This window comes from Mycobacterium sp. E3247 (assembly GCF_001667785.1).
In the GTDB taxonomy this organism is placed as follows: domain Bacteria; phylum Actinomycetota; class Actinomycetes; order Mycobacteriales; family Mycobacteriaceae; genus Mycobacterium.
This window is the reverse complement of the sequence record NZ_LZJG01000165.1, coordinates 1-25009: the sequence shown is the minus strand read 5'-3', so window position 1 is coordinate 25009 and position 25009 is coordinate 1. Positions and strand designations below refer to the sequence as shown.

The 25009-nt window shown below is 69.6% G+C and carries 21 protein-coding genes, 2 tRNA genes and 1 pseudogene; 13 read left to right on the top strand and 11 right to left on the bottom strand.

The genetic code is table 11. The features are described 5' to 3' along the window. Positions 1–44: 44 nt before the first annotated feature. Positions 45–164: pseudogene (locus A9X04_RS31375) on the bottom strand (hypothetical protein); the annotation flags it as partial. A 61-nt stretch (positions 165–225) separates the two neighbouring features. Between A9X04_RS31375 and A9X04_RS09120 the strand changes: the two are divergent. Together A9X04_RS09120 and A9X04_RS09115 are read left to right on the top strand one after the other, a co-directional pair. Continuing rightward, the gene (locus tag A9X04_RS09120) at positions 226–591 is read left to right on the top strand and encodes a hypothetical protein (protein WP_156764283.1); all 366 of its coding nucleotides are present in this window, start codon (positions 226–228) and stop codon (positions 589–591) included. Further along, positions 576–1256 carry a PAS and ANTAR domain-containing protein gene (locus A9X04_RS09115; RefSeq protein ID WP_067919553.1) on the top strand — a complete coding sequence of 227 codons (681 nt, stop codon included), beginning with the start codon at positions 576–578 and terminating at the stop codon, positions 1254–1256. The genes A9X04_RS09120 and A9X04_RS09115 overlap by 16 nt, the downstream gene beginning before the upstream one ends. Positions 1257–1262: 6 nt before the next feature. Here A9X04_RS09115 and A9X04_RS09110 read toward each other — a convergent pair whose 3' ends face one another. Next, on the bottom strand, positions 1263–1748 hold the full coding sequence (locus tag A9X04_RS09110) for a hypothetical protein (RefSeq protein ID WP_067919551.1): 486 nt from the start codon (positions 1746–1748) through the stop codon (positions 1263–1265). 232 nt (positions 1749–1980) lie between these two features. Between A9X04_RS09110 and A9X04_RS09105 the strand changes: the two genes are divergently transcribed. After that, positions 1981–4614 carry a GH92 family glycosyl hydrolase gene (locus A9X04_RS09105; RefSeq protein ID WP_067919549.1) on the top strand — a complete coding sequence of 878 codons (2634 nt, stop codon included), beginning with the start codon at positions 1981–1983 and terminating at the stop codon, positions 4612–4614. A gap of 14 nt (positions 4615–4628) precedes the next feature. Here the strand turns inward: A9X04_RS09105 and A9X04_RS09100 are convergent, their stop codons facing one another. After that, a complete protein-coding gene (locus A9X04_RS09100) occupies positions 4629–7007 on the bottom strand; it encodes a lysylphosphatidylglycerol synthase transmembrane domain-containing protein (RefSeq protein ID WP_067919547.1) in 2379 nt (792 codons plus the stop codon). 158 nt (positions 7008–7165) lie between these two features. Here A9X04_RS09100 and A9X04_RS09095 point away from each other — a divergent pair, with 158 nt between their 5' ends. Beyond that, entirely contained in the window at positions 7166–8113 is a 948-nt protein-coding gene (locus A9X04_RS09095; RefSeq protein WP_067919563.1) for a class I SAM-dependent methyltransferase, read from the top strand. Here the strand turns inward: A9X04_RS09095 and A9X04_RS09090 are convergent. The 4 genes from A9X04_RS09090 to recC are packed head-to-tail and all read right to left on the bottom strand — an operon-like array spanning position 8110 to position 17190. Next, a complete protein-coding gene (locus tag A9X04_RS09090) occupies positions 8110–8823 on the bottom strand; it encodes a TVP38/TMEM64 family protein (protein WP_067919558.1) in 714 nt (237 codons plus the stop codon). The two genes, A9X04_RS09095 and A9X04_RS09090, sit on opposite strands and share 4 nt — an antisense overlap. Before the next feature lie 38 nt (positions 8824–8861). Further along, on the bottom strand, positions 8862–10622 hold the full coding sequence (gene recD, locus A9X04_RS09085; RefSeq protein WP_067919544.1) for an exodeoxyribonuclease V subunit alpha: 1761 nt from the start codon (positions 10620–10622) through the stop codon (positions 8862–8864). Next, positions 10619–13900, bottom strand: a complete 3282-nt coding sequence (locus A9X04_RS09080; RefSeq protein ID WP_067919538.1) for a UvrD-helicase domain-containing protein — start codon at positions 13898–13900, stop codon at positions 10619–10621. Before A9X04_RS09080 ends, recD begins: the two co-directional genes overlap by 4 nt. Further along, the gene (gene recC / locus A9X04_RS09075; protein ID WP_067919537.1) at positions 13900–17190 is read right to left on the bottom strand and encodes an exodeoxyribonuclease V subunit gamma; all 3291 of its coding nucleotides are present in this window, start codon (positions 17188–17190) and stop codon (positions 13900–13902) included. The genes A9X04_RS09080 and recC overlap by 1 nt, the downstream gene beginning before the upstream one ends. A gap of 84 nt (positions 17191–17274) precedes the next feature. On the opposite strand from recC, the gene A9X04_RS09070 reads away from it, so the two are divergent. Together A9X04_RS09070 and A9X04_RS09065 are read left to right on the top strand one after the other, a co-directional pair. Next, the gene (locus A9X04_RS09070; RefSeq protein ID WP_067919536.1) at positions 17275–18108 is read left to right on the top strand and encodes a lysophospholipid acyltransferase family protein; all 834 of its coding nucleotides are present in this window, start codon (positions 17275–17277) and stop codon (positions 18106–18108) included. Further along, entirely contained in the window at positions 18108–18551 is a 444-nt protein-coding gene (locus tag A9X04_RS09065) for an SRPBCC family protein (protein WP_067919535.1), read from the top strand. The genes A9X04_RS09070 and A9X04_RS09065 overlap by 1 nt, the downstream gene beginning before the upstream one ends. A gap of 9 nt (positions 18552–18560) precedes the next feature. Here A9X04_RS09065 and A9X04_RS09060 read toward each other — a convergent pair whose 3' ends face one another. Next, the gene (locus A9X04_RS09060) at positions 18561–19427 is read right to left on the bottom strand and encodes a cyclopropane mycolic acid synthase family methyltransferase (protein WP_067919533.1); all 867 of its coding nucleotides are present in this window, start codon (positions 19425–19427) and stop codon (positions 18561–18563) included. 178 nt (positions 19428–19605) lie between these two features. On the opposite strand from A9X04_RS09060, the gene A9X04_RS09055 reads away from it, so the two are divergent. From A9X04_RS09055 to A9X04_RS09045, 3 genes are read left to right on the top strand one after another with little or no spacing between them, the layout of a single operon-like run. Beyond that, positions 19606–20121 carry a nitroreductase family protein gene (locus A9X04_RS09055; protein ID WP_067919531.1) on the top strand — a complete coding sequence of 172 codons (516 nt, stop codon included), beginning with the start codon at positions 19606–19608 and terminating at the stop codon, positions 20119–20121. A gap of 48 nt (positions 20122–20169) precedes the next feature. Continuing rightward, on the top strand, positions 20170–20625 hold the full coding sequence (gene cynS / locus A9X04_RS09050; protein WP_067919528.1) for a cyanase: 456 nt from the start codon (positions 20170–20172) through the stop codon (positions 20623–20625). A gap of 1 nt (position 20626) precedes the next feature. Next, positions 20627–21637, top strand: coding sequence for a patatin-like phospholipase family protein (locus A9X04_RS09045; protein ID WP_067919523.1), 1011 nt, complete (start codon positions 20627–20629; stop codon positions 21635–21637). Positions 21638–21914: 277 nt separating this feature from the next. Here the strand turns inward: A9X04_RS09045 and A9X04_RS09040 are convergent, their stop codons facing one another. The 3 genes from A9X04_RS09040 to A9X04_RS09030 form a co-directional block, all read right to left on the bottom strand. Next, positions 21915–22610: a crotonase/enoyl-CoA hydratase family protein gene (locus A9X04_RS09040; protein WP_067919516.1), complete on the bottom strand. Its 696-nt coding sequence runs from the start codon at positions 22608–22610 to the stop codon at positions 21915–21917. Beyond that, positions 22607–23464: a hypothetical protein gene (locus tag A9X04_RS09035; RefSeq protein WP_067919514.1), complete on the bottom strand. Its 858-nt coding sequence runs from the start codon at positions 23462–23464 to the stop codon at positions 22607–22609. The genes A9X04_RS09040 and A9X04_RS09035 overlap by 4 nt, the downstream gene beginning before the upstream one ends. A 62-nt stretch (positions 23465–23526) precedes the next feature. Next, positions 23527–24240 carry an MBL fold metallo-hydrolase gene (locus A9X04_RS09030; RefSeq protein ID WP_067919512.1) on the bottom strand — a complete coding sequence of 238 codons (714 nt, stop codon included), beginning with the start codon at positions 24238–24240 and terminating at the stop codon, positions 23527–23529. A 111-nt stretch (positions 24241–24351) separates the two neighbouring features. Here A9X04_RS09030 and A9X04_RS09025 point away from each other — a divergent pair, with 111 nt between their 5' ends. The 4 genes from A9X04_RS09025 to rpmG form a co-directional block, all read left to right on the top strand. Then, positions 24352–24564, top strand: coding sequence for a type II toxin-antitoxin system VapB family antitoxin (locus tag A9X04_RS09025; RefSeq protein ID WP_067919510.1), 213 nt, complete (start codon positions 24352–24354; stop codon positions 24562–24564). Positions 24565–24641: 77 nt separating this feature from the next. Further along, positions 24642–24714, top strand: a tRNA-Thr gene (locus A9X04_RS09020). A gap of 52 nt (positions 24715–24766) precedes the next feature. Beyond that, positions 24767–24840: transfer RNA gene (locus tag A9X04_RS09015), tRNA-Met, on the top strand. Positions 24841–24886: 46 nt separating this feature from the next. Continuing rightward, on the top strand, positions 24887–25009 hold a 123-nt coding region (gene rpmG / locus A9X04_RS09010; RefSeq protein WP_067919557.1), incomplete at its 3' end, for a 50S ribosomal protein L33.

The window sequence follows — 25009 nt, the reverse complement described above, 5'->3', positions numbered from 1 at the left end:
GTCATCCCCGACATATCCGTTACGTTACAGCTGACGCCGGCGCGTTACGGCTGGACCCGGGAAGTACGGGGCGCCGGGCGGTCACCGAGCTGGTCGCGCAGCCTTTGTACGAGCTGGACCAGTTTCGTGTAATGCGACCCGGGCCAGTAAATCCGCCCGCATCCGGCGCCCCGTACTTCCCGGGTCCAGCCGTAACGCGCCGGCGTCAGCTGTAACGTAACGGATATGTCGGGGATGACATGCGCGGTGTGCGGGGCGGGGTTCTCGGCCCGGTCCGACGCCCTCTACTGCACGTCGGCCTGTCGGCAGCGGGCTCATCGCGCCCGTTCGGCGCGCCGCACCGCCGAGCTGCGGGAGACCGTTCGGCGCAGCGCGCGGACGGCCCGCGGCACGCCCTCGGACGTCGCCAGGTCGCTGCAGCGTTCGGCGGCCGACTCCGTGGAACGCGCGCGGCGGCAGGTCGACCGATCCCGCGAACTGTGCCGCGTGTCGGCGCTGCGGCTGCAGGAAAGCGACGCCATCCGGCAGGCGTCGCCCGAGAATTGGGCGTCGGCGTCCCGTCCGGAGCGTGTGTCGTGGCGTGGGATCTAGACGGCCAGACGGCGGCGGTTGAGCGGGCGCTCGCGGGAGGCGCCCCGCAGCGGGCGGGCTGGTTCCGCTTCTACTTCGAGGATCAACGCTGGGAATGGTCCGACCAGGTGCACCGCATGCACGGCTACGAGCCGGGAACGGTGACCCCGACGACCGAGCTGGTGCTGTCCCACAAGCACCCCGCGGACCGGGCCAGGGTGGCCGAAGGCATCGACGACATGATCAAGCGTCGCCGCCCGTTCAGCACCCGGCACCGCATCGTCGACACCCGCGGCAACACCCACGACGTGGTCGTGGTGGGCGACCAATTCTGCGACGACAGCGGTGAAGTCATCGGCACCCACGGCTTCTACGTCGACGTCACGCCGACGTCGAGCCGCAAGCGCGAGGAGGCCATCAGCGCACAGGTCGCCGAGATCGCCGACCGTCGCGGCGCGATCGAGCGAACCAAGGGGATGCTGATGCTGGTCTACGGCGTCGACGAGAAGGCGGCGTTCAACCTGCTCAAGTCGTTGTCCCAGGTGCGCAACATGAAGCTGGGCGTGCTCGCCGAACAAATCGCGAAAGACTTCCCCGAGCTGGCCAAGGAGGCCATCGGGTCGCGCTCACGATTCGACCAGAGCCTGCTCGCCGCCCACCTGCGCGCCGCCGGCTCTACCGAGTAGCGGTCGCTAGCCGCCGCGCGCCAGGCGGACCGCTCCCAAGTTCATCCGGTCGACCGCCTCGGCGAACTCTTCCCGCGTCGGCATGCGATTGTCGCGGAACTTCAGGCCGATCATGCGTTGGGCGCGCTGGACGCCGTAGGACTCGGCGCAGCGTAGGAAGAGATCGGACACCACAGCGCGGTCCGAGATGAGCTCCCCGCGCATCGCGGTCGTCTCGCCGTCGTAGACCACCCGGGCCGGCGCGCCGCCCCGGAAATTCCGCTTCCACGCGGCCCCCGTCAGCGCGTAGAGCTGACCGTCGATGACGTGAGCGCTCACCGGAATCGTGAACGACCGGCCGGTTTTTCGCCCGGTGAAGCTCAGCACCATCAGCTGCTTGCGGGCGGGGCCGGCCAGCGGCGTGCGCAGCAGCAACCCCAACACCGGGTTGACCAAGCGCAGCAGGATCGACGGCGGGTGCCCGGCGTCGATCGCATATGACTGTTCTGCCATGGGTTTCACCGTAAGCCCGTTCGGTTGCGCGGCGTAGCGTCATCTTCCTCGGTCAGGGTGCGATGGTGGTCCGGTCCCTGGGCCGGAATCACCACCGCTTTCCGCGCGGGGACGCGGGCGGTGCCGTCCTTCTGATGCGTGCTTTGAGCTGCCCGGCCGGATCCGCAAATCGTTATCCAATTCGTTTGAAGAAACAGCCACCCAACACACCGTTGTCCAGTAAGAGACAGGTATGCGGTCACGCAGGGCCCTCGTCGCGCTCCTGGCGGCGTCGGTCGTCTTCATCGCGTTCGTCGCTGCGGCGCCGCCGCCCGTTGCCTACGACGGCGAGCCCGGATTCGTGACCGACCCCGTCGACCACGTCGCCACGCTGATCGGCACCGGAACCGGTGGCCATACGGTGGGGGAGATCAACAACTTCCCCGGCGCCACCATGCCGTTCGGAATGGTGCAGTACTCACCGGACACCGTCGGCAATTACGCCGGCTACAACTACGACAACCCGCGCTCGACCGGGTTCAGCATGACCCACGCCTCCGTGGGCTGCGCCGCGTTCGGCGACATCTCAATGTTGCCGACCACCAACGAAATTGGCTCGCAGCCCTGGAAAGCCTGGGAACGGATCGCCCACGACGACACCGAACGGGGCGTGCCGGGCTACTACACGGTGCGATTCCCGGGTACCGGGGTGAAGGCGGAACTGACCGCCACCACGCGCACGGGCGTCGGTCGATTCAGCTATCCCCGCAACGGCCGCCCCGCGCTGTTGCACGTGCGTTCCGGAGCGTCGCTGGCGGGCAACTCCCGCGCGACCATCCACATCGGTGAGGACAACACCACCATCACCGGCTGGGCCACCAGCGGCGGGTTCTGCGGCAAGGACAACACCTACACCGTCTATTTCGCCATGAAATTCAGCCAGCCATTCGTTTCTTACGGGGCATGGGACGGCAATGCGGTGTATCCGAATACCCGCAGCGCGAATTCGCCGTACAGCGGTGGATACGTCGAGTTCCCGGCCGGGGCCGTGCTCGAGGTGCGGACCGCGATCTCCTACGTCGGTATCGACGGGGCGCGGGCCAACCTGGCGGCCGAGGGTGCAGCCGGCTTCAACGACGTGCGCCGCGCCGCGTCAAGGACGTGGAACGCCACCCTGTCGCGCATCTCGGTCGCCGGCCGCAACGCCGGTGACCTGGAAACGTTCTACACCTCCCTGTATCGATCGTTGTTGCACCCCAACACCTTCAACGACGCGGACGGGCGCTACATCGGGTTCGACGGTGCGGTGCACACCGTGGCTGCCGGGCACACCCAGTACGCCAACTTCTCCGACTGGGACACCTACCGATGTCTGGCCCCGTTGCAGGCGCTGCTTTTTCCGGACCGAGCCGGCGATATGGCCCAATCGCTGGTGAACGACGCCGAGCAGAGCGGAGCGCTGCCGCGCTGGGCGCTGGCCAACGCCGCGACCGCGGAGATGAGCGGTGACAACGTGGTGCCGCTCATCGTGAACCTCCATGCCTTCGGCGCGGAGGGCTTCGACACCCGGGCGGCCTTGCGCTACATGGTGAACGCGGCGACGAAAGGCGGTGTGGGGCTGGGCGGTTACGTCGAGCGGCCGGGCATCGAGACGTACCTGCAGTTCGGCTATGCGCCGTTCTCCTTCGAGTTCCGCACCGACGGCTGGATCGCCGCGGCGTCGATCACACTCGAGTGGTCGGTGGACGACTTCACCATCTCGCGGTTCGCCGATTCGCTCGGCGACACCGCGACCGCCGCCGAATTCCAGCGGCGGTCGCAGTACTGGCAGAACCTGTTCAACCCGACCACCCGGTACATCTCGCCCCGCAGCTGGCCCAGCTTTTTCCGCGCCGGTCCCGCGTTCGTGGTCTCGCCCTCCGATTTCGGCCAGGTCGGATTCGACGAGGGCAACGCCGCGCAGTACGTCTGGTGGGTGCCGCACAACGTGGCCGGCCTGGTGACCGCGCTCGGCGGTCGCCAGGCGGTGGCCGGGCGGCTCGACGGCTTCACCAGGAAGCTGAACGTCGGCCCCAACGAGCCCTACCTGTGGGCCGGTAACGAACCCGGTTTCGGGGTGCCGTGGCTGTACAACTACATCGGTCAACCGTGGAAGGCGCAGCGCACGGTCGACCGGGTGCGCGGGCTGTTCGGCCCGACGGCCGACGGGGAACCGGGCAACGACGATCTGGGCGCGATGGCCAGCTGGTACGTCTGGGCGGCGCTGGGACTGTATCCGAGCACGCCGGGAACGTCGATCCTCACCGTGGCCGCACCGCTCTTCGACCGTGCCGTGATCGCGCTTCCGGGCGGCAAAACCATTCGGATCGCGGCGCCCGGCGCGTCCGGACCGCGCCACCTCAAATACGTCAGCGGCCTGCGCGTCGACGGGCAGGCCACCGACCACACGTGGTTGCCCGAGTCGTTCATCCGCACCGGAGGGGAACTGAGCTTCACGCTTGCCGCCTATCCGGACAGGAGTTGGGGCACGGGCGAATCCTCCGCCCCACCGTCGTTCGGTGCCGGCGGTTCGGCGGTGACCGTCAACGTCCCGAACCCGATCGTCACCATCGCCCCGGGCAACACGGGCACGGTCAGGCTCGACGCACAGCGGATGACCGGCGATGCCGGCGGCTACACCGTCACGGGCAGCGCCTCGGCCGGCGGCATCACCGTGACGCCCTCGACGGGCCAGTTCTCCCCGGACGGGTCGGCGAGCATCGACGTACCCATCACGGTGGCACGATCGGTGTCCGACGAGTACTACCTGGCGTACCTGACCTCGACCGTCGGCCAAAGCTCCCGCACGTCAACCATTCTCGTGGTGGTGCAGTCCCCGTTCGAGTGATCCCGTACCGGACCTCAGATCATCTCGTTCCGGGTCAACCACCGCATCACCGGCCAGCCGGCGAACACCGGCAGCCAGCAGGTGAGCACCCGGTACAACAGGACCGACGGTAGGCCGACCGCGGGCGGCACGCCGAAGGCGGCCAGCCCACCGATCAGCGCCGCCTCGACCGCCCCGACGCCCCCGGGTGTCGGCGCGGCGGAGGCCAGCGTTCCGCCGACCATGGTGACCACGGTGCAGGTGACGAACGAAGCGCCGCCGCCGAACGCCTCGACGCTGGTCCACAGCGCCAGCGCCGCACCGAGAGTCGTTCCGGCGCAACCGAGGACGATCAGCCCCAACCGCTGTGGCTCTCGGGCCACCTCGACGAGGTCGGTTGCCAACTCCTTGAGTTTGGGGCGCACGTCCGTCGCCAGCCAGCGGCGCAGCTTGGGCACGAACAAAAAGGTGCCGATGATCCCCAGTGCCACACCCGCGATCAGGTACAGGACCGTGGCGGTGGGCACGAAGTGCGAGAGGTTCATCGACGCGCCCGCAACCGTGCTGAACAGGATCAGCAACAGCAGGTGCATGATCACCTGCACGGATTGCTGCAGGGCCACCGCCGTGGTGGCCCGCATGGCGGACAGCCCACCACCCTTTTGCAGGTACCGCGTGCTGAGCGCCAGCCCGCCCACCCCGGCGGGTGTCGTCGTGGCGGCAAACGTGTTGGCCACCTGCGCGACCGACAGCCTCCAGAAGCTCACCTTCTCGTCCGCGGACGCCCACAGCGCGGCGGCCGCCCCGACGTAGGTCAGCGCCGACACCGCCAGACCCAGCAGTGCCCACCACCAGTGCGCGGTCCGCAGCTGCGAGACGAAGGTGGGCGCGGTGCTGATGAAGGGATACGCGACGTAGACGAGCGCGCCGAACAGCACCAGCTGAATGAGCTGACTGCGGGTGAACCGGGTGATGGTCTCGGGCTTGATCTGGTCGGCGCCGGTCTGCCGCTTCACCTCCGCGCGGGCGGCGGAGATGACGGTGCCCGCATCCTGGATCGACCTCCGAATGGTCCGGGGCACAGCCACTTTCGTCAGGCGGCGCGACGCGGTGAGCACGGTTTCCCTGTCGAAGGCGTCGATCGCGGCCGCCACGGCCGACTTGGGGTTGTACAGGGCCGACGTGGTCACCAGCAGCTGGGCGATGTCGGATTGCAGTTGGGCGTCGGTGGCGCCGTACTCGGCGCTGTGGAATCCGCCGAACAGCACGGCGTCGTCGTCGACGGTGATCTCGTTGCCGCGCAGGTCCCCGTGCGCGATCTGCTGGTCGTTGAGGATCCGCAGCGACTGCCACACCCGGTCCACCGGCGTCGAGTGCGCGCACCGGGCCAGCGGCAGGCCGTGGGGAGGCTTGTGCGAATAGAGAATCCAGCCCCGGTCGAGGGTGGCGACGGCGATCGTCGAGGTGTTGGCCAGATTGACATCGCCGATGGCGATCGTCATCAGCGCGCGGTGCTCGACGGCGCGGCGCATCGAGGTCACCAGGGGCCCGGTCTCGGTATCGCGCAGCCGCAGCTTGATCCAGAGCTGGCGCAGCGTGCCGCCGCTGCGTTGGTGCGGGCCGTACAACTCGACGACCGCCGTGCGGTCGGGCTGTTCGCACGCCGCCGACAGGACCAGCGGGCCCCGACCCGCCGGCCGGACCACGGTGAGCCGCGAGACGACGAACCCGCGCCTGGCCATCGCGCGCACGGCCGCCTCCAGCGGCACCTCCAGCGCCGGGGTACCGACCACGAGAACCACCAGCGAGCCGACCAGCCAGCCGACCGCCAGGCCCAACAGCGCACGGGCGGGCACGATGGCGCTGACCACGAGGTGGATCGGCACGAAGGCCAGCAGCAGCGCCCACCACCAATGCCGCCAGCGCGCGGGGAGCCACGGCCCCGAAACGGTCAGCACCGCCGCCAGCATGCCGATCCAGCGCGGGTCGTCGAGGAACTGGCCCAACACCGTCGGCAGGCGTTCGGAGAGGTCGAAGTGCCAGCGCGGAGCCGAAAACCCGTTGCCGCCCACCGACAGCGGCAGCGCGGCGAGTAGGGCGGCGGCCGCGTAGGCGCCCAGCAGTTTCCACTGCCGGCCGACGATCAGGCCGATCAGGATCATGAACGGCAGCGCCAGGATCGCCACACCGTAGGCGAGGTACACCAGATCGGCCTGGCGCGGGGAGAGCACCTCGACGATCTGCGAGATCGACTTCTCCAGCGCCTCCCACTGCGGCCGGGTGATCAGCGAACTCGTGATCACCACCGCGAGGAAGGTCGCGCTCGCGGCCAGCCGCAGGATGTCGTTGGTGCGCCGGGTCAGTGGCTGCAGCAAGCTGCCGGAAACGCTCACCTCGCGCCCGTCGACTCGCATGTGGTAATGATCCTTCGGATCCGTTCGGCGCCGCTGCTCGGTCCGCTCGCCGGCTCGCCGACAACTTAACGCCGATGTCCCGTGCGCGACAGCTCGCACCCGCCCGCCGCGCGTAGGGTCGGTTAGGTAGGCGAGCTAGCGAATCGGAGGGCGTGAGCGTGGGCAGAACCGACAACGACAGCTGGGAGATCACCGAGAGCGTCGGGGCGACCGCACTGGGTGTGGCCTCCGCCCGTGCCGCCGAGACGCGCAGCGAGAATCCCTTGATCCGCGATCCGTTCGCGCAGGTCTTCCTCGATGCCGCCGGCGACGGCGTGTGGAACTGGCACTCGGCGCCGCAGCTACCGCCCGAACTCGTCGAGGCCGAACCCGAGTTGCCGCTGCAGATGCGGGCGATGGTCGGCTACATGGCCTCGCGGACAGCCTTTTTCGACGATTTCTTCCGCGCCGCGACGGACGCGGGGATTCGCCAGGCGGTGATCTTGGCGGCGGGCCTGGACGCGCGGGCGTGGCGGTTGCCCTGGCCGGACGGCGGATGCGTCTACGAACTGGACCAGCCGCGGGTGCTGGACTTCAAGTTGTCGACGCTGACCGAACACGGGGCCCAGCCGGCATGCCACCGCGTCGCCGTCCCCGTGGACCTGCGCCACTATTGGCCGGCGGCGTTGCGGCAGGCGGGTTTTGACCCATCGGAGCCCAGCGTGTGGTCGGCGGAGGGGCTGATGCCGTATCTGCCGGCCGCCGCCCAGGAGTTGCTCTTCGACCGCGTGCACCAGCTCACCGCGCCCGGCAGCCGGGTCGCCGTGGAGGCGCTGGGTCCGCGGTTCCTCGACCCGGAGCTGCGGGCGAAGCGCCGTGAGCGCATGGACCGGGTCCGCGCGCTGATGGCGCGCGTGGCCCCCGACCGGGAGGTGCCCAGGACCGACGAGCTGTGGTACTTCGAGGAGCGCGAGGACGTCGGCGACTGGTTTCGTCGCCACGGCTGGGATGTGACCGTGACCCCGTCCCCCGAACTGATGGCCGGCTACGACCGCGCGGCGCCCAAAGAGGTCGAGGACTTGGTGCCGGGAAACCTGTTCGTGGCCGCGCAGCGACCGGCGAACTAGCCGTCCTCCGCGTCCGAAGCCGCGCGACGGCCGTGCCGGCGCCACTTCCGGTAGCCCTGCCGCGCGGCGACGGCGCCGACGACGGCGGTCATGCACCACACCGCGATCGCCGAATAGGCCAGCCAGGATGACCGATTCGCGATCGACGCCCCCAGCGCGGTGTAGGCGAACGCTCGCGGCACCGAACCGATGAAGGAGCCAACGGCCATCTGCCACAACGGGACTCCGAACGCACCGAACGCGTAGGAGGCCAGCGCGTCCGATAGGCCGGGGACGAAACGCTGGCCGACAACGGCCCAGAGTCCGCGGCGTTCGATCAACGCGTCCATGCGGTCCGCGCGCGCCGGTCCCAACAGCGCCCGCGCGCTGTTCCGCCCGGCCCGACGGCCCACGAGGCTGGCCACGATCGCCGTGCCGACCGTCGCGCCCAGCGTCACGACGATGCCCAGCACCGGGCCGAACAACAACCCGCTGCCCGCGGCCAGTATCGAGCCCGGCACGAACACCGCGCCCAGCGCGGCCGACAACACGACGTAGGTCACGGGCGCCGCGGAACCGGTCGCCGAGACGGTGCGCCGCACGTCCTCGACGTTGACGATGTGCGCCACGGCCACCAGGAAGAACATGGCGAGCAGGAAAGCGGCGAACACCGCGAGCCGCAGGATGTGCGGCCGGCGGGATGCCGGTGGTGCTTCGTCGACGTCAGTCATCTCGACCACGATTCTTCCGCACCGGCATGGCCGCGGCGTCAGCCGAGGCCCACACCGGATTTGAGGCGCTCTCGCAGGCCGCTCGCGCGCACCGCGCGCCGACCGATGGCGGCGCGTACCGCGCTCTCCGAACCGGCCACGCGCACCTTGGTTTTGGCGCGCGTCACCGCGGTGTAGAACAGCTCACGCGTCAGCAGGTGAGAGTCTTCCGGCGGGAGCAGCACGGTGACCTCATCGGCTTGGCTGCCTTGGCTCTTGTGGATGGTCATCGCATACATCGTCTCGACGTCGGAAAGCCGGCTGGTCGCGAACTCCAGCCGCCCCGCGGCACCGGAGATCACCGCCCGCAGGCCCGCCTGGCGGGCGACGACCACGCCGGTGTCGCCGTTGTACACCCGCAGCCCGTAGTCGTTGGCGGTCACCAGCAGCGGCCGGCCCGCGTACCACTGGGACCACACCGGCAGGCCGCTGTCCTCGGTGAGCCATCGATGGACCTGGCGGTTCCAGTGCTCCACCCCGGACCGTCCGTGCCGGTGCGCGCACAGCAGCCGGTGCCCGTCGAGCGCCTGCAACGCCGCCGCGTCGGCACCCAACACGGCGGCCTGCCGGACGCGGAGCGCGTGCGGCACCAGGATCGCCCGCAGACGATCCGTCGGATCCTCGTCTTCCACCCAGTCGATGTGATCGCCGCCGGCCCGCAATACCGCGATCGCCCGGTCGGCGTCACCGTCGCGGATCGCGTCGGCCAGCGCACCGATCGACTCACCGAACCGGTGCGACGAAAGCAGGGCGGCGACGCGGCTGTCGGCGCGGGCGGACAGGCCGTCGACGAGGTCCGCCAGCACCGCTCCGGCCTCCACCGAGGCCAGTTGGTCGGGGTCGCCGACCAGGATCAGCCGCGCGTCGGCGCGCACCGCCTCGAGCAGCCTCGCCATCATCGTCAGCGACACCATCGACGTCTCGTCGACGACGATCACGTCGTGGGGCAACCGGTTGGCCCGGTGGTGACGAAACCGTACCGACGTGTCGGGCCGGCTACCGAGCAGGCGGTGCAATGTCACCGCCTCCAGCCCGGCCAGGCGCTCGCGGTCGGCGGGCTCGAGCCTGGCGACCTCTGCCGCGACCGCTTCGGTCAGCCGCGCGGCCGCCTTGCCGGTGGGCGCGGCCATCGCGATCCGCAGCCCCGCCCTGCCCGACCGGTCCGCGTGTTCGGTCAACAGCGCGAGAAGGCGGGCGACGGTCGTCGTCTTCCCGGTCCCCGGACCACCGGTGAGCACCGTAACCGCTTGGGACAGCACGATCTGGGCCGCCGCGCGCTGTTCCTCGTAGCCGGCCGGGAAGAGGCGGTCGAGGGCGCGCGCTTCGACGGAAGCCATGGGCGCCGACAGCGCCAGCAGGTCGATGCAGACCTGCGTCTCTTCGCGCCAATACCGGTCGAGGTAGAGCAGGCGATCCTGGTAGAGCCGAAGCACCGGGGGGTCGGCGATCAGGCGGCTCGAACGCACCGACGCCAGCCACGCCCCCGGCTCCGGCCACGGCAATTCCGGCGCGTCGGCGTCGGCGGCGACGCTCGCCAGGTCGACGCACACCGCCCCGCCCCGCAGCGCACGAACCAGCAGCGCGAGCGCCAACGCCACCGATTCGTCCGGCTCGTCGGCGAGCGTGGTGATCCGTTGCGCCGCATGCACATCCGCGGCGTCCAGCACGCCGGCCCGGTTGAATTCGCCGAGCAGGCCGGCGGCGGCGAGCGCGAATCGGTGGTCATATCGATCCTGGGGGATTTCCTCGACGGTGCTCATGCGGCGCGTGGCCCCTCGTCGAGCAGATCGGACAGCGCGACCGCCAGCTCGGCCGGAGGCGACCAGCCGAACACGCCGCAGGGCCGGCCGTCCGGCGCTGGTGTGGCGGCGCCGCACATGCCGCGCACGAACAGGTACAGCACCCCGCCCAGGTGCCGCCCTGGATCGTAACCGGGCTGGCGCCATCGCAGGAAACGATGGAGCACAACCAGATACAGCAGCGCCTGCAGCGGATAGTCCGAGTGCAACATCGCCTCGGTCAGCGCGGGGAAACTGTAGTCGGCCGCGGTGCCACCCAGCAGGTTGGTCTTGTAATCCACTACGAGGTAGCGCTGCCCGGGCAGGCGCAGCACCGCGTCGATCGAACCGGACAGGTAACCCCGCAGCGGCTGGCGGCCCAGCCCGTCCGACCTCAGCCGGTCGGCGTAACCGGCCAGGGGATCGTCGGGGGAGAGGTGCCGGCCCAGCAGTCCGCCGACGTCGGAGAGCCGGATGTCGGGCACCTCACCGCGGAGGTCCCCGCCGGCCAGCGGGATCTCGAAGGCCAACTCGCGCAGCCGATCCGGGAGGGCGACCTGCCGCAAGGTGACGCCGGGAGCCAACGGCCCCAGCGCCGTGTCGTGCAGCGGCACCAGCGCCGAGGCCAACACGGCGGGATCGACGTCGACGGGCCACCATGCCGAATGCGTTCGGATCCGCGCCTCCAGCTCGGCCGTCAGGTCGCCGGCGAGCGGGTCGGCGCTCTCCAGCACCGCGTGCACCAACGACCCGAACGTCGCACCCGCCGGCAGATCGGCCATCGGGGACGGCACGTCCGCGCCGGCGGCCGGCGGGACCGCCGCCGGGGTCACCTCCACCTCGTCGTCGCGGGCGCCGGCCTCCGGTTCACTGGCAAGCGCGGGCTCATCGACGTCGCGGATCAACGCCGAGTACGACGTGCGCCGCCAGCCGGTGTCGATGACGCGATGAAAGTGCCGCACTGCCAAGGTGTTCGGCGGCGCCGCCCCGGCAAGCGCGGGCACCCCGGCGACGGCGGCCTCCTCGATCACCGGGCCGCCCGCGGCCTCCCACGCGTCGAAGCGGGCCCGAGCTTCCTCGTCGGTGATCGTCTTCGGATCGCACCGGTCCGGTACGTCGGCCTCGCCGAGGCGCCGGCCTCGCATCAGCCGTGACAGACCGCCGTTGGGTTCGTCCCAGGACGGCGCCCACCACGCCACCACCTGGGACTGCGCCCGGGTCAACGCGACATAGGTCAGCCGGATGTCGTTGCGCGCTGCCTCGGCCCGGCTGAACCGCTCGGTCTCGGCGAGGTCCGGGCTCTCGGGGCCGCCGATGTGCAGGCAGCGGACACCGGCGTCGTCGTGAAACATCGGGATGTCGTCGATGAAGACGTGCCGGTTGAACGCGAAGGGCAGGTACACGATCGGGAACTGCAGGCCCTTGGCCCCCCACACCGTCATGACCTGCACCGCGGCGGAGTCGCTGTCGAGGCGACGATTGCGTTCGGGTGCACCGTCTCGCTCGCCGCATTGCCGGCGCAGCCAATCGCGCAGCGCGGGCAGGGCCAACCGCTCCCGGTGCGAAACGTCGTGCAGGAGTTGGGCGATGTGAGCGAGGTCGGTCATGGTGCGCTCGCCGCCCCGTTCCGCAAGGACACGCCGGCCCATCCCGGCCAACTGCGCCGCCTCGAACACCGCCGCCGGTCCGCGTTCGCGCAGCTGGGCCGACCAGTCCCGCAACGTGGCCGCTACCTCGTCGGTGAGCATGTCGCCGCCGGCGGCCAACGCGTCGGCCGCCTTGCCGAAGAACACCGTCGCCGCGGCGGCCCGCACGATCCCGCTGCGGTGGGTCTGATCGAACGCGTTGAGCAGGCACAGCCAGTCCTCGGCGGCCTGGGACAGGAACACATCGGCGTCGCCGGTGTAGACGGCGGGAATCCCGGCCTGGATCAGGGCGCTCTGGCACGCCCGGGCATCCTCACCGGTCTCGACTATCACCGCCACATGACCGGGCTCGACCGGGGCACCGTCGAACGTGGCGCCGCCCGCTCGCAGGGCGCCGACGTCGGCGGCCAGATCGGCGGTGATGTAGCGGCGAAGCTCGGACATGGGAATGGTTTTCGTCTGATCGACACCGAACAGGGAGCGGTTGACCAGGCGCAGCCGAAACGGCGCATTGCGCGGCGCGCCGGCCAGCCGGTGCCCGGCGAGGCGGGTCTCGACCTTGCCCACGAGGATGCCCGGATCGCCCAGCGCCGCGCCGCGTAGCACGGTCTGCAGACGCTCGACCAGCGCGGTGTCGCTGCGCCAGTTGACGTCCAGCGTGCGCCGCTCGCCGGCGGTGCGGGCGGCCTCGAGGTAGGTGTAGATGTCGCCGCCGCGGAAGCCGTAGATGGCCTGCTTGGGATCGCCGATCAGCACCACGGTGGAGTGGCCGCCGAACGCGCGCCCGATGACCTCCCATTGGATGGGGTCGGTGTCCTGGAACTCGTCGACCATGACGATCGGCCACCGGGCCCGCATCCGGTTGGCGGCGTCGGAATCCTGCGCGCGCAGCGCGGTGGCGAGCCTGCGCAGCAGGTCGTCGTAGCCCAGGATGCCGAGCCGGTGCTTGCGCAGCTCCAGCTCGGCGAGCACATCGTTGGCGAACCGAAGCCGCACCTCCGCAACCGAACCCGCGTCCGGCCGTTGCGGCCGCAGCTCGGCGCACGGGTCGCGGACCACCGCGCGGGCCAGGGCCAGCGCGTCGGCGTGGCTGAGCGCCGCGTCGTCGCGCTCGGATGCGAACCGCGCGAGGTAGAGGTCGTCGACGATCTGGGTGAGGAGATCCTCGAGGCTCTCGACCAGTGTCACGCCGGCGTCGGTGTCGCCGGCGACGCCAAGGGATTTCAGCACCATGCTGCAGAACTCGTGGGTGGTGGCGATGGTGGCGGCGTCGAATCCCGCCAGCGCGTCCCTGAGCCTGCCGCAGCGCTGGTCGCGGTCGGCGGCGGTGCCCCGCATCAGGTGGGCCACCAACTCGTTGGGGGCATCGGATGCCGGATTGCACAGCGCAGCAACGGTTTGCGAGATCTGTGCGCGGACGCGCTCGCGCAGTTCGCGGCTGGCGGCGCGACTGAACGTGATCAGCAGCATCTCGTCGAGGGTGGCCACGCCGTCGGCGAGGTAGCGGGTGACCAGCCCGGCCAGCGCGAACGTCTTTCCGGTGCCGGCGCTGGCCTCGAGGACGGTCGTGCACCCGGGCCCGGGCAGGGGGCCGAGCAGGTCGAACCGTTCCATCAACGCACCTCCGAGCGCAGCAGCGGTAACCACAACCGCACCGCCAACGCGCCCAGACGGGAATCCTCCCCGTCGACCTCCTCGCCGAGATGCGGCGCGCCGAGCAAGACGCTGAGCGGCGCCCGTTTGCCCCAGACCTTTTCGTGCGCGGGCTCGGCGTTCTCGCCGTGAAAGTTGTTCTGTGACTGCCACCGCCAGCCGGCCGCCCGCGCCGGGTCCCTGCCGCCGTGGCGGGCGTCGGCCCAGGCGAACGACGTCCGCACCGGCAGCGGCAGCGGCTCTCGGCGGCCCGCGTCGTAGAGGTGCACCAGGTCGCGGAGCGTCGCACGGGGATCCGCCGGCGGTCCCAGCAGCCGCTGTTCGATGCGGTGATCGGTTCGGGCGCGGCCGATGCACAGGGCCGACCAGCCGCGGCCCGGTATGGCGGCGCTCAAGGCCAGCAGTGGAATCCACGACTCCATCAGGTGTTTGCCACCCAGCCTGGAGTACGTGACCGACACCGTGCGCTCGCCGAAGACGGGTGTCACGGTGCCGGTGAGCCGGCGGCCGCCGCCGAGGTCCACGTCGACGTCGTACGCGTCGGCGTCAACCTGACGGTGCCGTAACGCCGTGCGCGCCAGGTCGGCGGCCTGGTCGCGGATCTCGACGGCTTTGCGCATCCCGAGGCGGCCGGGCGGCAGGGTGCCCCGCCGCCACTCGGCGTTGGCGGCGGTGTCCGGATGCATGCCGCGCAGCATGTCGCGCAGCATGCGATCGCCGACGGTCCACTGGGCCAAATTGTCGATGTGGACCGGCATCTCGTCGTCGAGGTCCTCGACTTCCCAGGGCAGCGCGTAGTCCAGCGCACGGAAGAAACCCTTCACCGGGTCCCGGAAGAAAGTGAGCAGATCGGCCAGGGCGACGTCGTCGCGCGGGGGCGCGGGAAGCGGCTCGGCGAAGAACGGGCGGCCGGCATGCCGGTCGCCGGCGGCGGCCTCGGCGGCCACCAGTGCGGTGGGGTCGAAGGTGAACGGCTGGTCCGGGACCAGCTCGCCGGGGGTCACGTTGCGAATGTCGAAGGGCTGCAACGGATGGTGCACCACCACGCGGTCGCGCACGCGTTGGGTTGTCGTCTGGTCCAGCGCGTCGAGCAGTTCGGACAGCGGCACGGCCGGCGGGCGCGGGTGGCCGGTGTGCTCGTCGTTGCCGGTGTACGTGATCACCAGCGTTTCGGTGGCCGCGCACACGGCGTCCAGCAGCAACTGCCGGTCCTCCGAACGGATGTCGCGTTCACCGGTCATCGGCGTCCGGGCCAGCGCGTCGTCGCCGTCGGGCCGGTCGAACCGGGGGAAGACGCCGTCGTCGAGGCCGACCAGGCACACCACCCGATGGGGAACGGACCGCATGGGCACCATGGTGCAGACGGTCAACGTGCCGGTGCGGAAGTTCGCGCGGGTCGGCCGCCCGGCCAGGCGACCGGCCAGCAGCGCGCGCACGTCGGGCAGGCGCATCATGGTCGACTCGCGGGAGCCGGCCTGTTCCAAGACCTTTGCGAACTCGTGGCGCAGCTGCCCGGGCTGCCACGCGTCGCCGGCAGCCACCCGGGTGAGTGCGGCGACCCCGCCGGTGAGCGCGTCGATCCACTCCGTCAGCGGCCGGGTTCCGGTCAGCGAATCGACCACACCCTGCAGCCGGGCGACGTATTCGGCCAATCTTCCGGCCAATTCGACCTTGTTGCTGCCCACGTCGTCGAGCGGTAGCGCGGTGCTCAGCCAGGCCTGCGAGTCGTCGGACATCGCGACGCCGGTGAGGATGCGGTCGAGCCCGAAACGCCAGGTGTTGTGCAGGATGTGGTCCAGTCCGTAGGGCGCCCGCTGTTCCTTGTCGAAGCCCCACCGGATGCCCGATTCCCGCACCCACGCCGTGATCGAGTCGAGGTTGTCGTCGGTGAAACCGAAGCGAGCGCGCACCGGCGGGGCCTGCGCCAGGTTGAGCACTTCGGTGGCGGTGGTGCGGCCACCGGCGATGCCCAGCAGTTGCCCGGCCACCGCGAGGAGCGGATTGGTCTGGGTGGGGGACCGGTCGGCCAGGCGCATCCGCAGCCGGTGCGCGGGGTGGCCTTCTCCGGGCAGGTCCCCCAGCCCGAAGCCGGCGACGATCAACGGGGCGTAGGTCTCGATATCGGGGCACATCACGACGATGTCGCGGGGCTCCAGCGTCGGGTCGTCCTCGAGCAACCCGAGCAGCACCTCGCGCAGCACGCCGACCTGCCGTGCCGCGCCGTGGCAGCTGTGCACCTGCACCGAGCGGTCGTCAGGCGACGGGGCGCGGCCCGTCCGCCGGACCGCATTGGCGGCGATGTCGGACTGCAGCCAGCCCAGCAGGGTATCGGATCGTGTTGCACCGCAGATGAACTCATCGGTTGCTCGGCGGATCGGCAGCGCGCGTTGCAGCTCGCGCAGGTCGCGGCCGAGGGTCTGAAGCAGCGGGTGCTGCGCCGCGCGCCTGCTGTCGTCGTCGCGTCGCCGCACCACGCCATGGACACCGCTCAACCCCTGCCACAGCTGGTCGCTGGGGTGCGGCAGCCACAGGTGCAGGTCGTGGTGGGCCGACACCGCCTCGAGGAGTTCCACATCGGTCCGCGACAACCGGGTGTGGCCGAACAGCGACAACCGCGTGGGCAGGTCGGTCGGGCCTGCCCGCAGCCGGGCGATCGTGTCCCGATGGCGGACGTGCGGCGGATCGGCCGGGATGATCGCCGCCACCGCCCGCCACAGTTGCGGCTGCCAGGCCAGGTCGGTGTCGAGGTCGCCCGGGTCGCCGTTCAGCCAGGCGGCCAGCAATTGCGGACGCTGGCTTGCGTACGAGGCGAACAACCCGGCCAGCCTGCGCGCCACCGAATACCGCCTGGCGCGGCGCAGTTCCGCCTCGGGCCCGGTGTCGAAGTGGCCCAAATGCGTTGCCAGCGTTGCGCACCACGGCTCGTCCAGGGAGCAGTCGATCACCTCCAGCAGCGGCCAGGTGATGGCGTCCGGCGACCAGGGATCGGCGTCGGCGGCGCCGGTGATCTCGGCGATCAGCGATCCGGGACTGCGGAACGCCACCCCCGCGCACACCCCGTCGCCGCCCGGGCCGCCCCGGGACCGGCCGAGCACGTGCGACAGCCGTTGGCTGAGCCAGCGCTCCACGCCGCGCGCGGGAACCAGCACCAGCTCCCCGGCGAACGGATCGGCTTGCGGATTGGCCAGCAGGGCCCCGAGGGCGTCGGCAAGGACATCGGTGCGTTCGGCACGGTGGAGATGAAGCGCCATTGCGGTGCAACGATAGACCCCCGCACCGACATCGGGCGACGAAAGTCCCTCCACCGGCGGGCTCCGCTGTGCCAGGCTGACACCATGGCGACAGTCGCGGATGCCATCGGGTGGGCCAGTAGGCAGATCGCCGACCGGGTGCCCAAGGCGGACCTGGATCAGCGCGACCCCGACTTCATCCGGGACCAGCTGCCCGCCACCTGGCTGGTGGCCTCGCTCTATTTCCGGGCCGACGTCCGCGGCCTCGACCGCATCCCACCGCACGGGCCGGTGCTGCTGGTCGGCAACCACAGCGGCGGCAACGTCCCGCCCGACACGTTCGTCTTCACCCTGGCGTTCTGCTCGTACTTCGGTGTGGAGCGCCCGTTCTATCAGCTCGCGCACAACCTGGTCACCCTCTATCCGCCGCTGCGCTGGCTGCGCAAGTTCGGCACGGTCGCGGCCAGCCCCGAAAACGCCCGCCTCGCTTTGGAATCCGGCGCCGCGGTACTGGTGTACCCGGGCGGCGACTACGAGGTCTTCCGCCCGTCATGGCAGCGGCATGTCGTCGACTTCGGTGGCCGCAAGGGCTTCGTGCGGCTCGCGCGCGAGACGGGCGTACCGATCGTTCCGGTGGCCAGCGTCGGCGGCCAGGAGACCGCGTTGTTCCTGGGTCGCGCGCAGTGGCTAGCCAAACTGTTGCTGCTCGACAAGGTGATCCGGCTCAAGAGCGTGCCCATCTCGCTGGCCTTGCCCTGGGGGCTCGACGTCAGCGACCTGTTGGGGCACATTCCGCTGCCCGCCAAGATCGTCATCGAGGTGCAGGAGCCGATCACGGTGGGCGACGACGACCAGGCGGTGTACGACGAGGTGATCGCCAGCCTGCAGGCCGGCGTGGATCGGCTTGCCGCGCAGCGCCGATTCCCGGTGATCGGCTGATGCGCGTCGAACGCCGGATCGTCGTCGACGCGGACCGCGACACCGTGTGGAAGGTGCTCAGCGACCCGGATCGCTACCCGTCGTTCCTCCCGCACCTGGAGCGCTGGGAGACGCTGACCGAGGGCCCGGCCCGGGTGGGCGCCCGCTACACCGTGCTGTGGAAGATCGGCTCGATCCCGGTGGGTGGCGTCGCCGAGGTCGTGGAGTTCGATGCGGCGCGGGACCTGGCGTGGATCAACATCACCGGCGTGACGCAGCGTGGCCGGTTCCGCCTGCGCGACGCCGGCCCCGGCCGGACCCGCGTGACGTTTCGGCTCGCCTACAGCTCGGAGGGCGGCCTGCTGGGCCTGATCGCGGACCGGGTGGCGGCCTTCTGGGTCGGCCGCTCGCTCGACGAGAGCCTGAAGAACCTTCGCCGCCTTGTCGAGCCGACCGGCCGGTGAGAGCCGCGTCTATTTGGCCAGCGTGAACTGGTTGATGTCGATGTAGCCGTCCCGGAACGCCTGGGCGCAACCGGTCAGATACCTCATGTATCGCTGGTAGACCTCTTCGGACTGGATCGCGACGGCCTCGCTGTGGTGCGCCTCGAGCGCGGCGGCCCACAGGTCGAGCGTGCGGGCGTAGTGCAGCTGTAGCGACTGCCTGCGGGCCAGGTTGAAACCCATCTTCGACGCGTGGAACTCCACCATCTCGATCGGCGGCAACTGGCCGCCCGGGAAGATTTCGCGGGCGATGAAGTCGTTGAAGCTGGTCTGCTCCTCGGTCATCGGCAGACCGCGTGCGACGATCTGTTCCGGGGTCAGCATGGTGATGGTGTGCAGCAGCATCACCCCGTCGTCGGGCAGGATGCGGAAAGCCTTCTGGAAGAAGTCGTCGTAGCGGTCGTAGCCGAAGTGCTCGAAGGCGCCGATGGAGACGATCCGGTCCACGGGCTCGTCGAATTCTTCCCAGCCGTGCAGCAGCACCCGCCTGCTGTGCGGGGTGGTCATCGCGTCGAACATCTTCTGCACGTGCGCGCACTGGTGCTTGGACAGTGTCAAACCGATGACGTCTACGTCGTACTTCTCGAGCGCGCGGCGCATGGTTCCGCCCCAGCCGCAGCCGACGTCCAACAGCGTCATCCCGGGCCGCAGGCCCAGCTTTCCGAGCGCCAGGTCCATCTTGCGGAGCTGCGCCTCTTCGAGCGGGATGTCGCGCATGCGGTCGAAGTACGCGCAGCTGTAGGTCATGGTGGGGTCGAGGAACAGCCGGAAGAAGTCGTCGGACAGGTCGTAGTGGGCCTGGACGTCCTCGAAGTGCGGCGTCAGGTTCTCTGTCATGCCGGCTACGCGCCTTCCTCATCCGGGGCCATTCAGCTGGATCACGAGTGGGCGGCACAGCTGGTTCACCGTGGCTTCCCGTAATGGCCGGAATCAAACTTCTGCGCGCGTATGCGGGGAATTCGGACGACGTTACCCCCGTTTACCTGGGGTCGGCTGGAGAATGAGGAGGTCATCCATGGAGGCTTGGGACGCGATCCGGGCCAGGCGCAATGTCCGGCAGTACAAGCCGGACCCGGTTTCCGAAGACGACCTGAACCGCATCGCCGAGGCCGGGTGGCGCGCGCCCTCGGCGAAGAACCGGCAGCCGTGGGATTTCGTGATCGTCACCGACCGGGCGCAGCTGCAGGAGCTGTCGACCGTCTGGCAGGGCGCCGGGCACATCGCCGCCGCGGCCGCGGCGATCGCGATCGTCGTGCCCGTGCCGCCGGACGAGCGCAGGCTGGTCACCGACAACTACGACGTCGGGCAGGCCACGATGGCGATGATGATCGCCGCCACCGACCTCGGAATCGGGACCGGGCATTCATCGGTGGGGGACCAGCAGAAGGCGCGCGCCATCCTCGGCGTCCCCGAGGACCGGCTGGTGGCGTTCCTGCTGGGCGTCGGTTATCCCGCCGACCGTCCGCTCACGCCGATCCGCACGCCGAATCGGCGCCCCTTCGCCGAGGTCGTCCACCACGGCCGGTGGTGAGGCAGGCGGCCGTAAGCCGGCGTGAGGGCCGCCGGGCATGCTTGGGCCATGAACAGACACGAGATCACCGAGCAGATCGTCCTGGCTCGACTGCGGCTTGGCCTGACGTGGCAGGAGCTGGCCGACGCCATCGACAGGCCGGTGCTGTGGACCACCGCCGCGCTGCTCGGCCAGCATCCCATTCCCGCTGAGTCGGCACGGATCCTCGTCGAGAGGCTGGGTCTGAGCGAATCGGTGGTGCCCGTGCTCGCGGCGCCGCCCATGCGCGGCGGGCTGCCCACCGCCGTGCCGACCGATCCCACCATCTATCGCTTCTACGAGGCCCTGCAGGTCTACGGCGGCGCCATCAAGGAGCTGATCCACGAACAGTTCGGCGACGGCATCATGAGCGCGATCAACTTCAGTGTCGACCTACAGAAGAAGCCGCACCCCTCGGGCGATCGGGTCGTGGTGACCCTGGACGGTAAATTCCTTCCCTACCAATGGGTTTCGGCGGACGATTGAGATGGCGGCCGAGAAGAAGCCGGTAGACCTGGTCCTCTCTGGCGGGGGCGTGAAGTTCATCGGCCTGGTCGGCGCAGTCGCCGGGCTCATGGATGCCGGCTACTCGGCCTATCGGGTGTCGGGGGTCTCGGCGGGTTCGGTGGTCGCGGTGATCTCGGCGGCCGCGTCCAAGGGCGATCAACTGACCAGTGGTGAGCTCAGGGAGCTCGCGCTGTCGGTGCCGTTGCGCAAATGGCGCGACGCGGGGCCTCTGCCCGTCGTCGGCTCCGCATGGGGGCTGGTGCGCGACACGGCCATGTACCGCGGCGACTTCGCCCACGACTGGATCCGTAGCGAGCTGAAAAACCTAGGCGTGGTCACGTTCGGCGATCTGGCCATCGACGACGACGACCTCCCACCGGAACGGCGCTATCAGGTCGCGGTCACCGTCGCCGACGTCGCCGCGGCGCAGCTGGTGCGACTGCCCTGGGACTATCGGCGCCTCTACGGGCTCGATCCCGACGAGCAGCCCGTCGCCGACGCGGTCCGTGCCTCGATGGCGATTCCGTTCTTCTACCCGCCGGTCGCGCTGACCAACACCATGGGGCTCAGCTCCTGCCTGGTCGACGGAGGCGTCCTGTCGAATTTCCCGATCGACTCGCTGGACCGCACCGACGGCAAACCGCCGCGCTGGCCCACGTTCGGCGTCACGGTGATGCCCAAGCTCGCCGAGGGCATAGACCAGGTGTTCCCCGCCCTGCGCCCGTTGCGTTTCCTCAAACAATCCGCCCTGCTGCAAAGCCTTTTCACCACCATGATGGTCGGCCACGACCAGGCACAGCTGAGTCTGCCGTGGGTCAAGTGCCGCACCATCGGGGTCGCCTCCACCGACGTGAGCGTGCTCGACTTCGGCATTTCCCGGGGCCGCCTCGAACAGCTCTGCGACAGGGGGTATGCGGCTACGCAGGATTTCTTGTCCACGTGGGACTGGCCGGCGTATCTGGACCGGTTCCGCCGCATCGTCAGGCAGTGAAGTGACGGCATGTCCCGCACGTGCCACACTGGCCGCGAGGAGGCGAGAGAACGCGGTGGCGGCGGGCAGCGGCCACCGCGTTCGCCGTTCAGTTCATGAATACCTGCGGTGACAACTCTTTGAGCATCGCGTTGGCCCAGCGCATCTGGCGCAACGTCTCGGGATGGCAGCGCGACGCCAGGCTCAGCAATTCGGCCTCCTTGGCGGCCTGCGCGCGCCGGCCGGCGTACCCGGGCGTCGGTGTCGAAAACGTGCTGACCAGCGCGGGTCGGGCGGGCTACAGCCCGAACTCGGCCTCGATGCCGTCGATCCCGGCCCGGATGGCCTTCAGGGCATCCGCCCGCGCGCGCAATTTGGTTGCGGCGTGGGCGTGTTGGTGCAGGCCGGCGAATTCGCGCGCGGCCTCCTCGGCGCGGCTGACCACCATCTCCGGCAGCACGATCTCGTCGACGAAGCCCGCGGCCAGCGCCGTCTCGCCGAAGAACGTCTTGGCCAGCCCGGCGGCCTGCTGGTAGGCCGACTGGGTCAGGCGCAGTTTCATGATCTCCAGGGCCGCGTAGGGGATGACCATGCCGATCGCCACCTCGTTGGCCTGAATGTTGTAGGCGTGCGCGGCCACCCGGTGGTCGCCGGACGACAGCAGGAACGCCCCCATGGCGATGGCGTGGCCGGTGCAGGCCATCACGACCGGCTTGGGGTGGGACAACAGCCGGTACGCCAGCTCGAAGCCGCCCCGCAGCATGTCGATCGCCGGCTGCGCCTCGCCGGAGGTGAGGACCTTCAGGTCGAACCCGCCGCTGAACACCCGCTCGTTGCCGGTGATCACCAACGCCCCGGCGTTGTCGGCGTCGGCCCGGTCGATCGCCTCGCCCAGGGCCTGCTGCATTGTCGGGCCCAGGGCGTTGACCTTGCCGTCGTCCATCCTGATGACGGCGACGGAATCCTTGAGGGTGTAGTGGACCGGGCCGCTCATGGGTTGCTGGCTCCTTGCCGCCCCGCGGGCGCACTGTGGTGTTTGCCCAGCTCGTCCTCGGTCTCACCCCAGCGCAGGCTGACGTCGGTGGGCTCGTCGAGCTGGCGGGTGCGCCACCTGTCCTGCGTCTCCCGCACGGCGGCGTTGATCCGTTCGATCTCGCTGCGGAACACCTCGGGGCGGGTTTCCTTACTCGCGTAGTGGAAGTAGGTCAGCAGCCCGCGCAGCAGCTCCAGCTTCTGCTTCTCCCGCTTCGCCAGGTCATGGGTGGTCATCAACTCGATGCGCTGCACCGGCGGCAACGAGTCCCAGTCCAGCACCACCTGGGTTTCCAGCGGCACGCGTTCGCGTTCCCAAAACCGGCGCCCGTGCGCGTGCTCCGGCCGGTCGTAGTAGCGGATGGTGCCGGTGAAGCGGGACTCGATGCCGCTGCCGATCTCGGCGCGGTCGAGCGCCGAGTCCCACACCATGCGCCATTCCTGGCCGGGAGCCAGCACCGGCAACTCGCGGGGCAGGCGCAGTTCGGCGACGTCGGCGTAGCCGTCGGTGGCGTTCTCGTATTCGGCCACCGTCGGCGGATTCATGAACGAGAACGTGATGTCGTACGCCGCGGTCTGGCCGAAGTTCCTGACCACCAGTTCGATCACGTGCCAGTCCGCGGGATGCGGTTCCATGAACATCGCGACCTGCGGCCGCGTCTGTTCGGCGGCCAGCCGGCGATTGCGGGTGATCTGGCGGTTGGTGAAGATCAGGGTCACGACGGCGAGCGCGATCGCCGCCCACGCCGCCCACGCGATCCAGGTGCTGGACCCAGCGTGCGTGATTCCGTTCCAGCTGTCCTGGATCCACCCCATGGAATCCACCCTCCGCTTATATCACAGGCCGGTTGCCGATTCGTCGTGGTCGAGCGAACGCCTCAGCCGCCCATCAGCATGCGCCACTGGCCGAGGTCGGCGGCCCGATACACGTAGTTGGAGCGTTTGACCTCCGACAGCGACGCGCTGGGCTCCGCCGAATACCAGTGCCCGGGAAAAACGATCGGGTCACCGGGCAGGGTCGCGAGTTGCCGCAGGCTGCGGTACATCTCGTCGGAGTCGCCGCCGGGGAAATCGGTCCGGCCGCAGCCCTCCAGGAACAACGTGTCACCGGCCACCAGTCGGCCGTCGAGTAGGAAGCATTGGCTGCCCGGCGTGTGGCCGGGAGTGTGCAGCAACTCGATCTCGATGCCGCCGATGCTGACCTTGTCGTGGTTCTCATGTGAGGTCAGATCGCCGAGGCCGATGCCGGTGACCCGCGAAACCCATTGCGCCTCATGAGTGTTGACGTGTACCGGTACGGCCGCCCGCTCCAGCAGCTCGGCCAGGCCCTGCAGCGAGAAGCCCATCATCGATCCGCCCACGTGGTCGGGATGGTGGTGGGTGACCAGCACCCCGGACAGGTGCATGCCGTCGGCCTCGAGCGTGTCGAGCAGATCGCCCGCCGCGTACGCGGGGTCGACCACCACGCAGTCGCCCGTCTCGCGGTCACCGATCAGGTAGGCGAAGTTGCGCATCTGGGTCGCGAACATGTCGCCGGCGGCGAAGTCGCGACCGGAGAGCAGTTGACGAAAGTACAGCCGGTCGTTTGACACGTGACCAGCCTAGGACCTGCCCGTCCGGGGCCCGCAGCGCCGCCGCGGACTTCGCCGCACAACCTCCCGCGAGCAACGATTGGCGGTGTGCCCAGTGGGTATTGTTGGCGCATGATCAGGAAGGTCGAGATCGAGATCGACGTCGATCTGATTGACGAGGCGGTACGCCGCTTCCATCTGGCCGACGCCCGCGAGGCCGTCAATCTCGCGTTGCGCACCCTGCTCACCGAAGCCGAAGCCGATGCCGCAGCGGCCGAGGAGTACGACGAGTTCAGCGACCTCCGCGCGTGGCAGCCGCGGCGAGGCGGCGACAGCGCCCCCTAAGAGCCCGTGGTTTGGTCCGGCTGCGAGCCAGGTTGTACCCTCTTTTAGGCCCACGGCACTGCCGATTCGGGTGAACGGCCCCCTTAGCTCAGTCGGTAGAGCGTTTCCATGGTAAGGAAAAGGTCAACGGTTCGATTCCGTTAGGGGGCTCGGCGGACGCCGAGCAGGCGTGGCGGCCCCGACCCGGATTGGGGCGGGCAGAGGCGATGTAGCTCAGTCGGTTAGAGCGAACGACTCATAATCGTTAGGTCGCCGGTTCGAGTCCGGCCATCGCTACAACACAACACAATGCACACCTTGAGAGATTTGAGAGAGAACCGTCATGGCTTCCAGTACCGACGTGCGGCCGAAGATCACCTTGGCATGCGAGGTGTGCAAGCACCGCAACTACATCACCAAGAAGAACCGCCGCAACGACCCGGACCGCATGGAGCTGAAGAAGTTC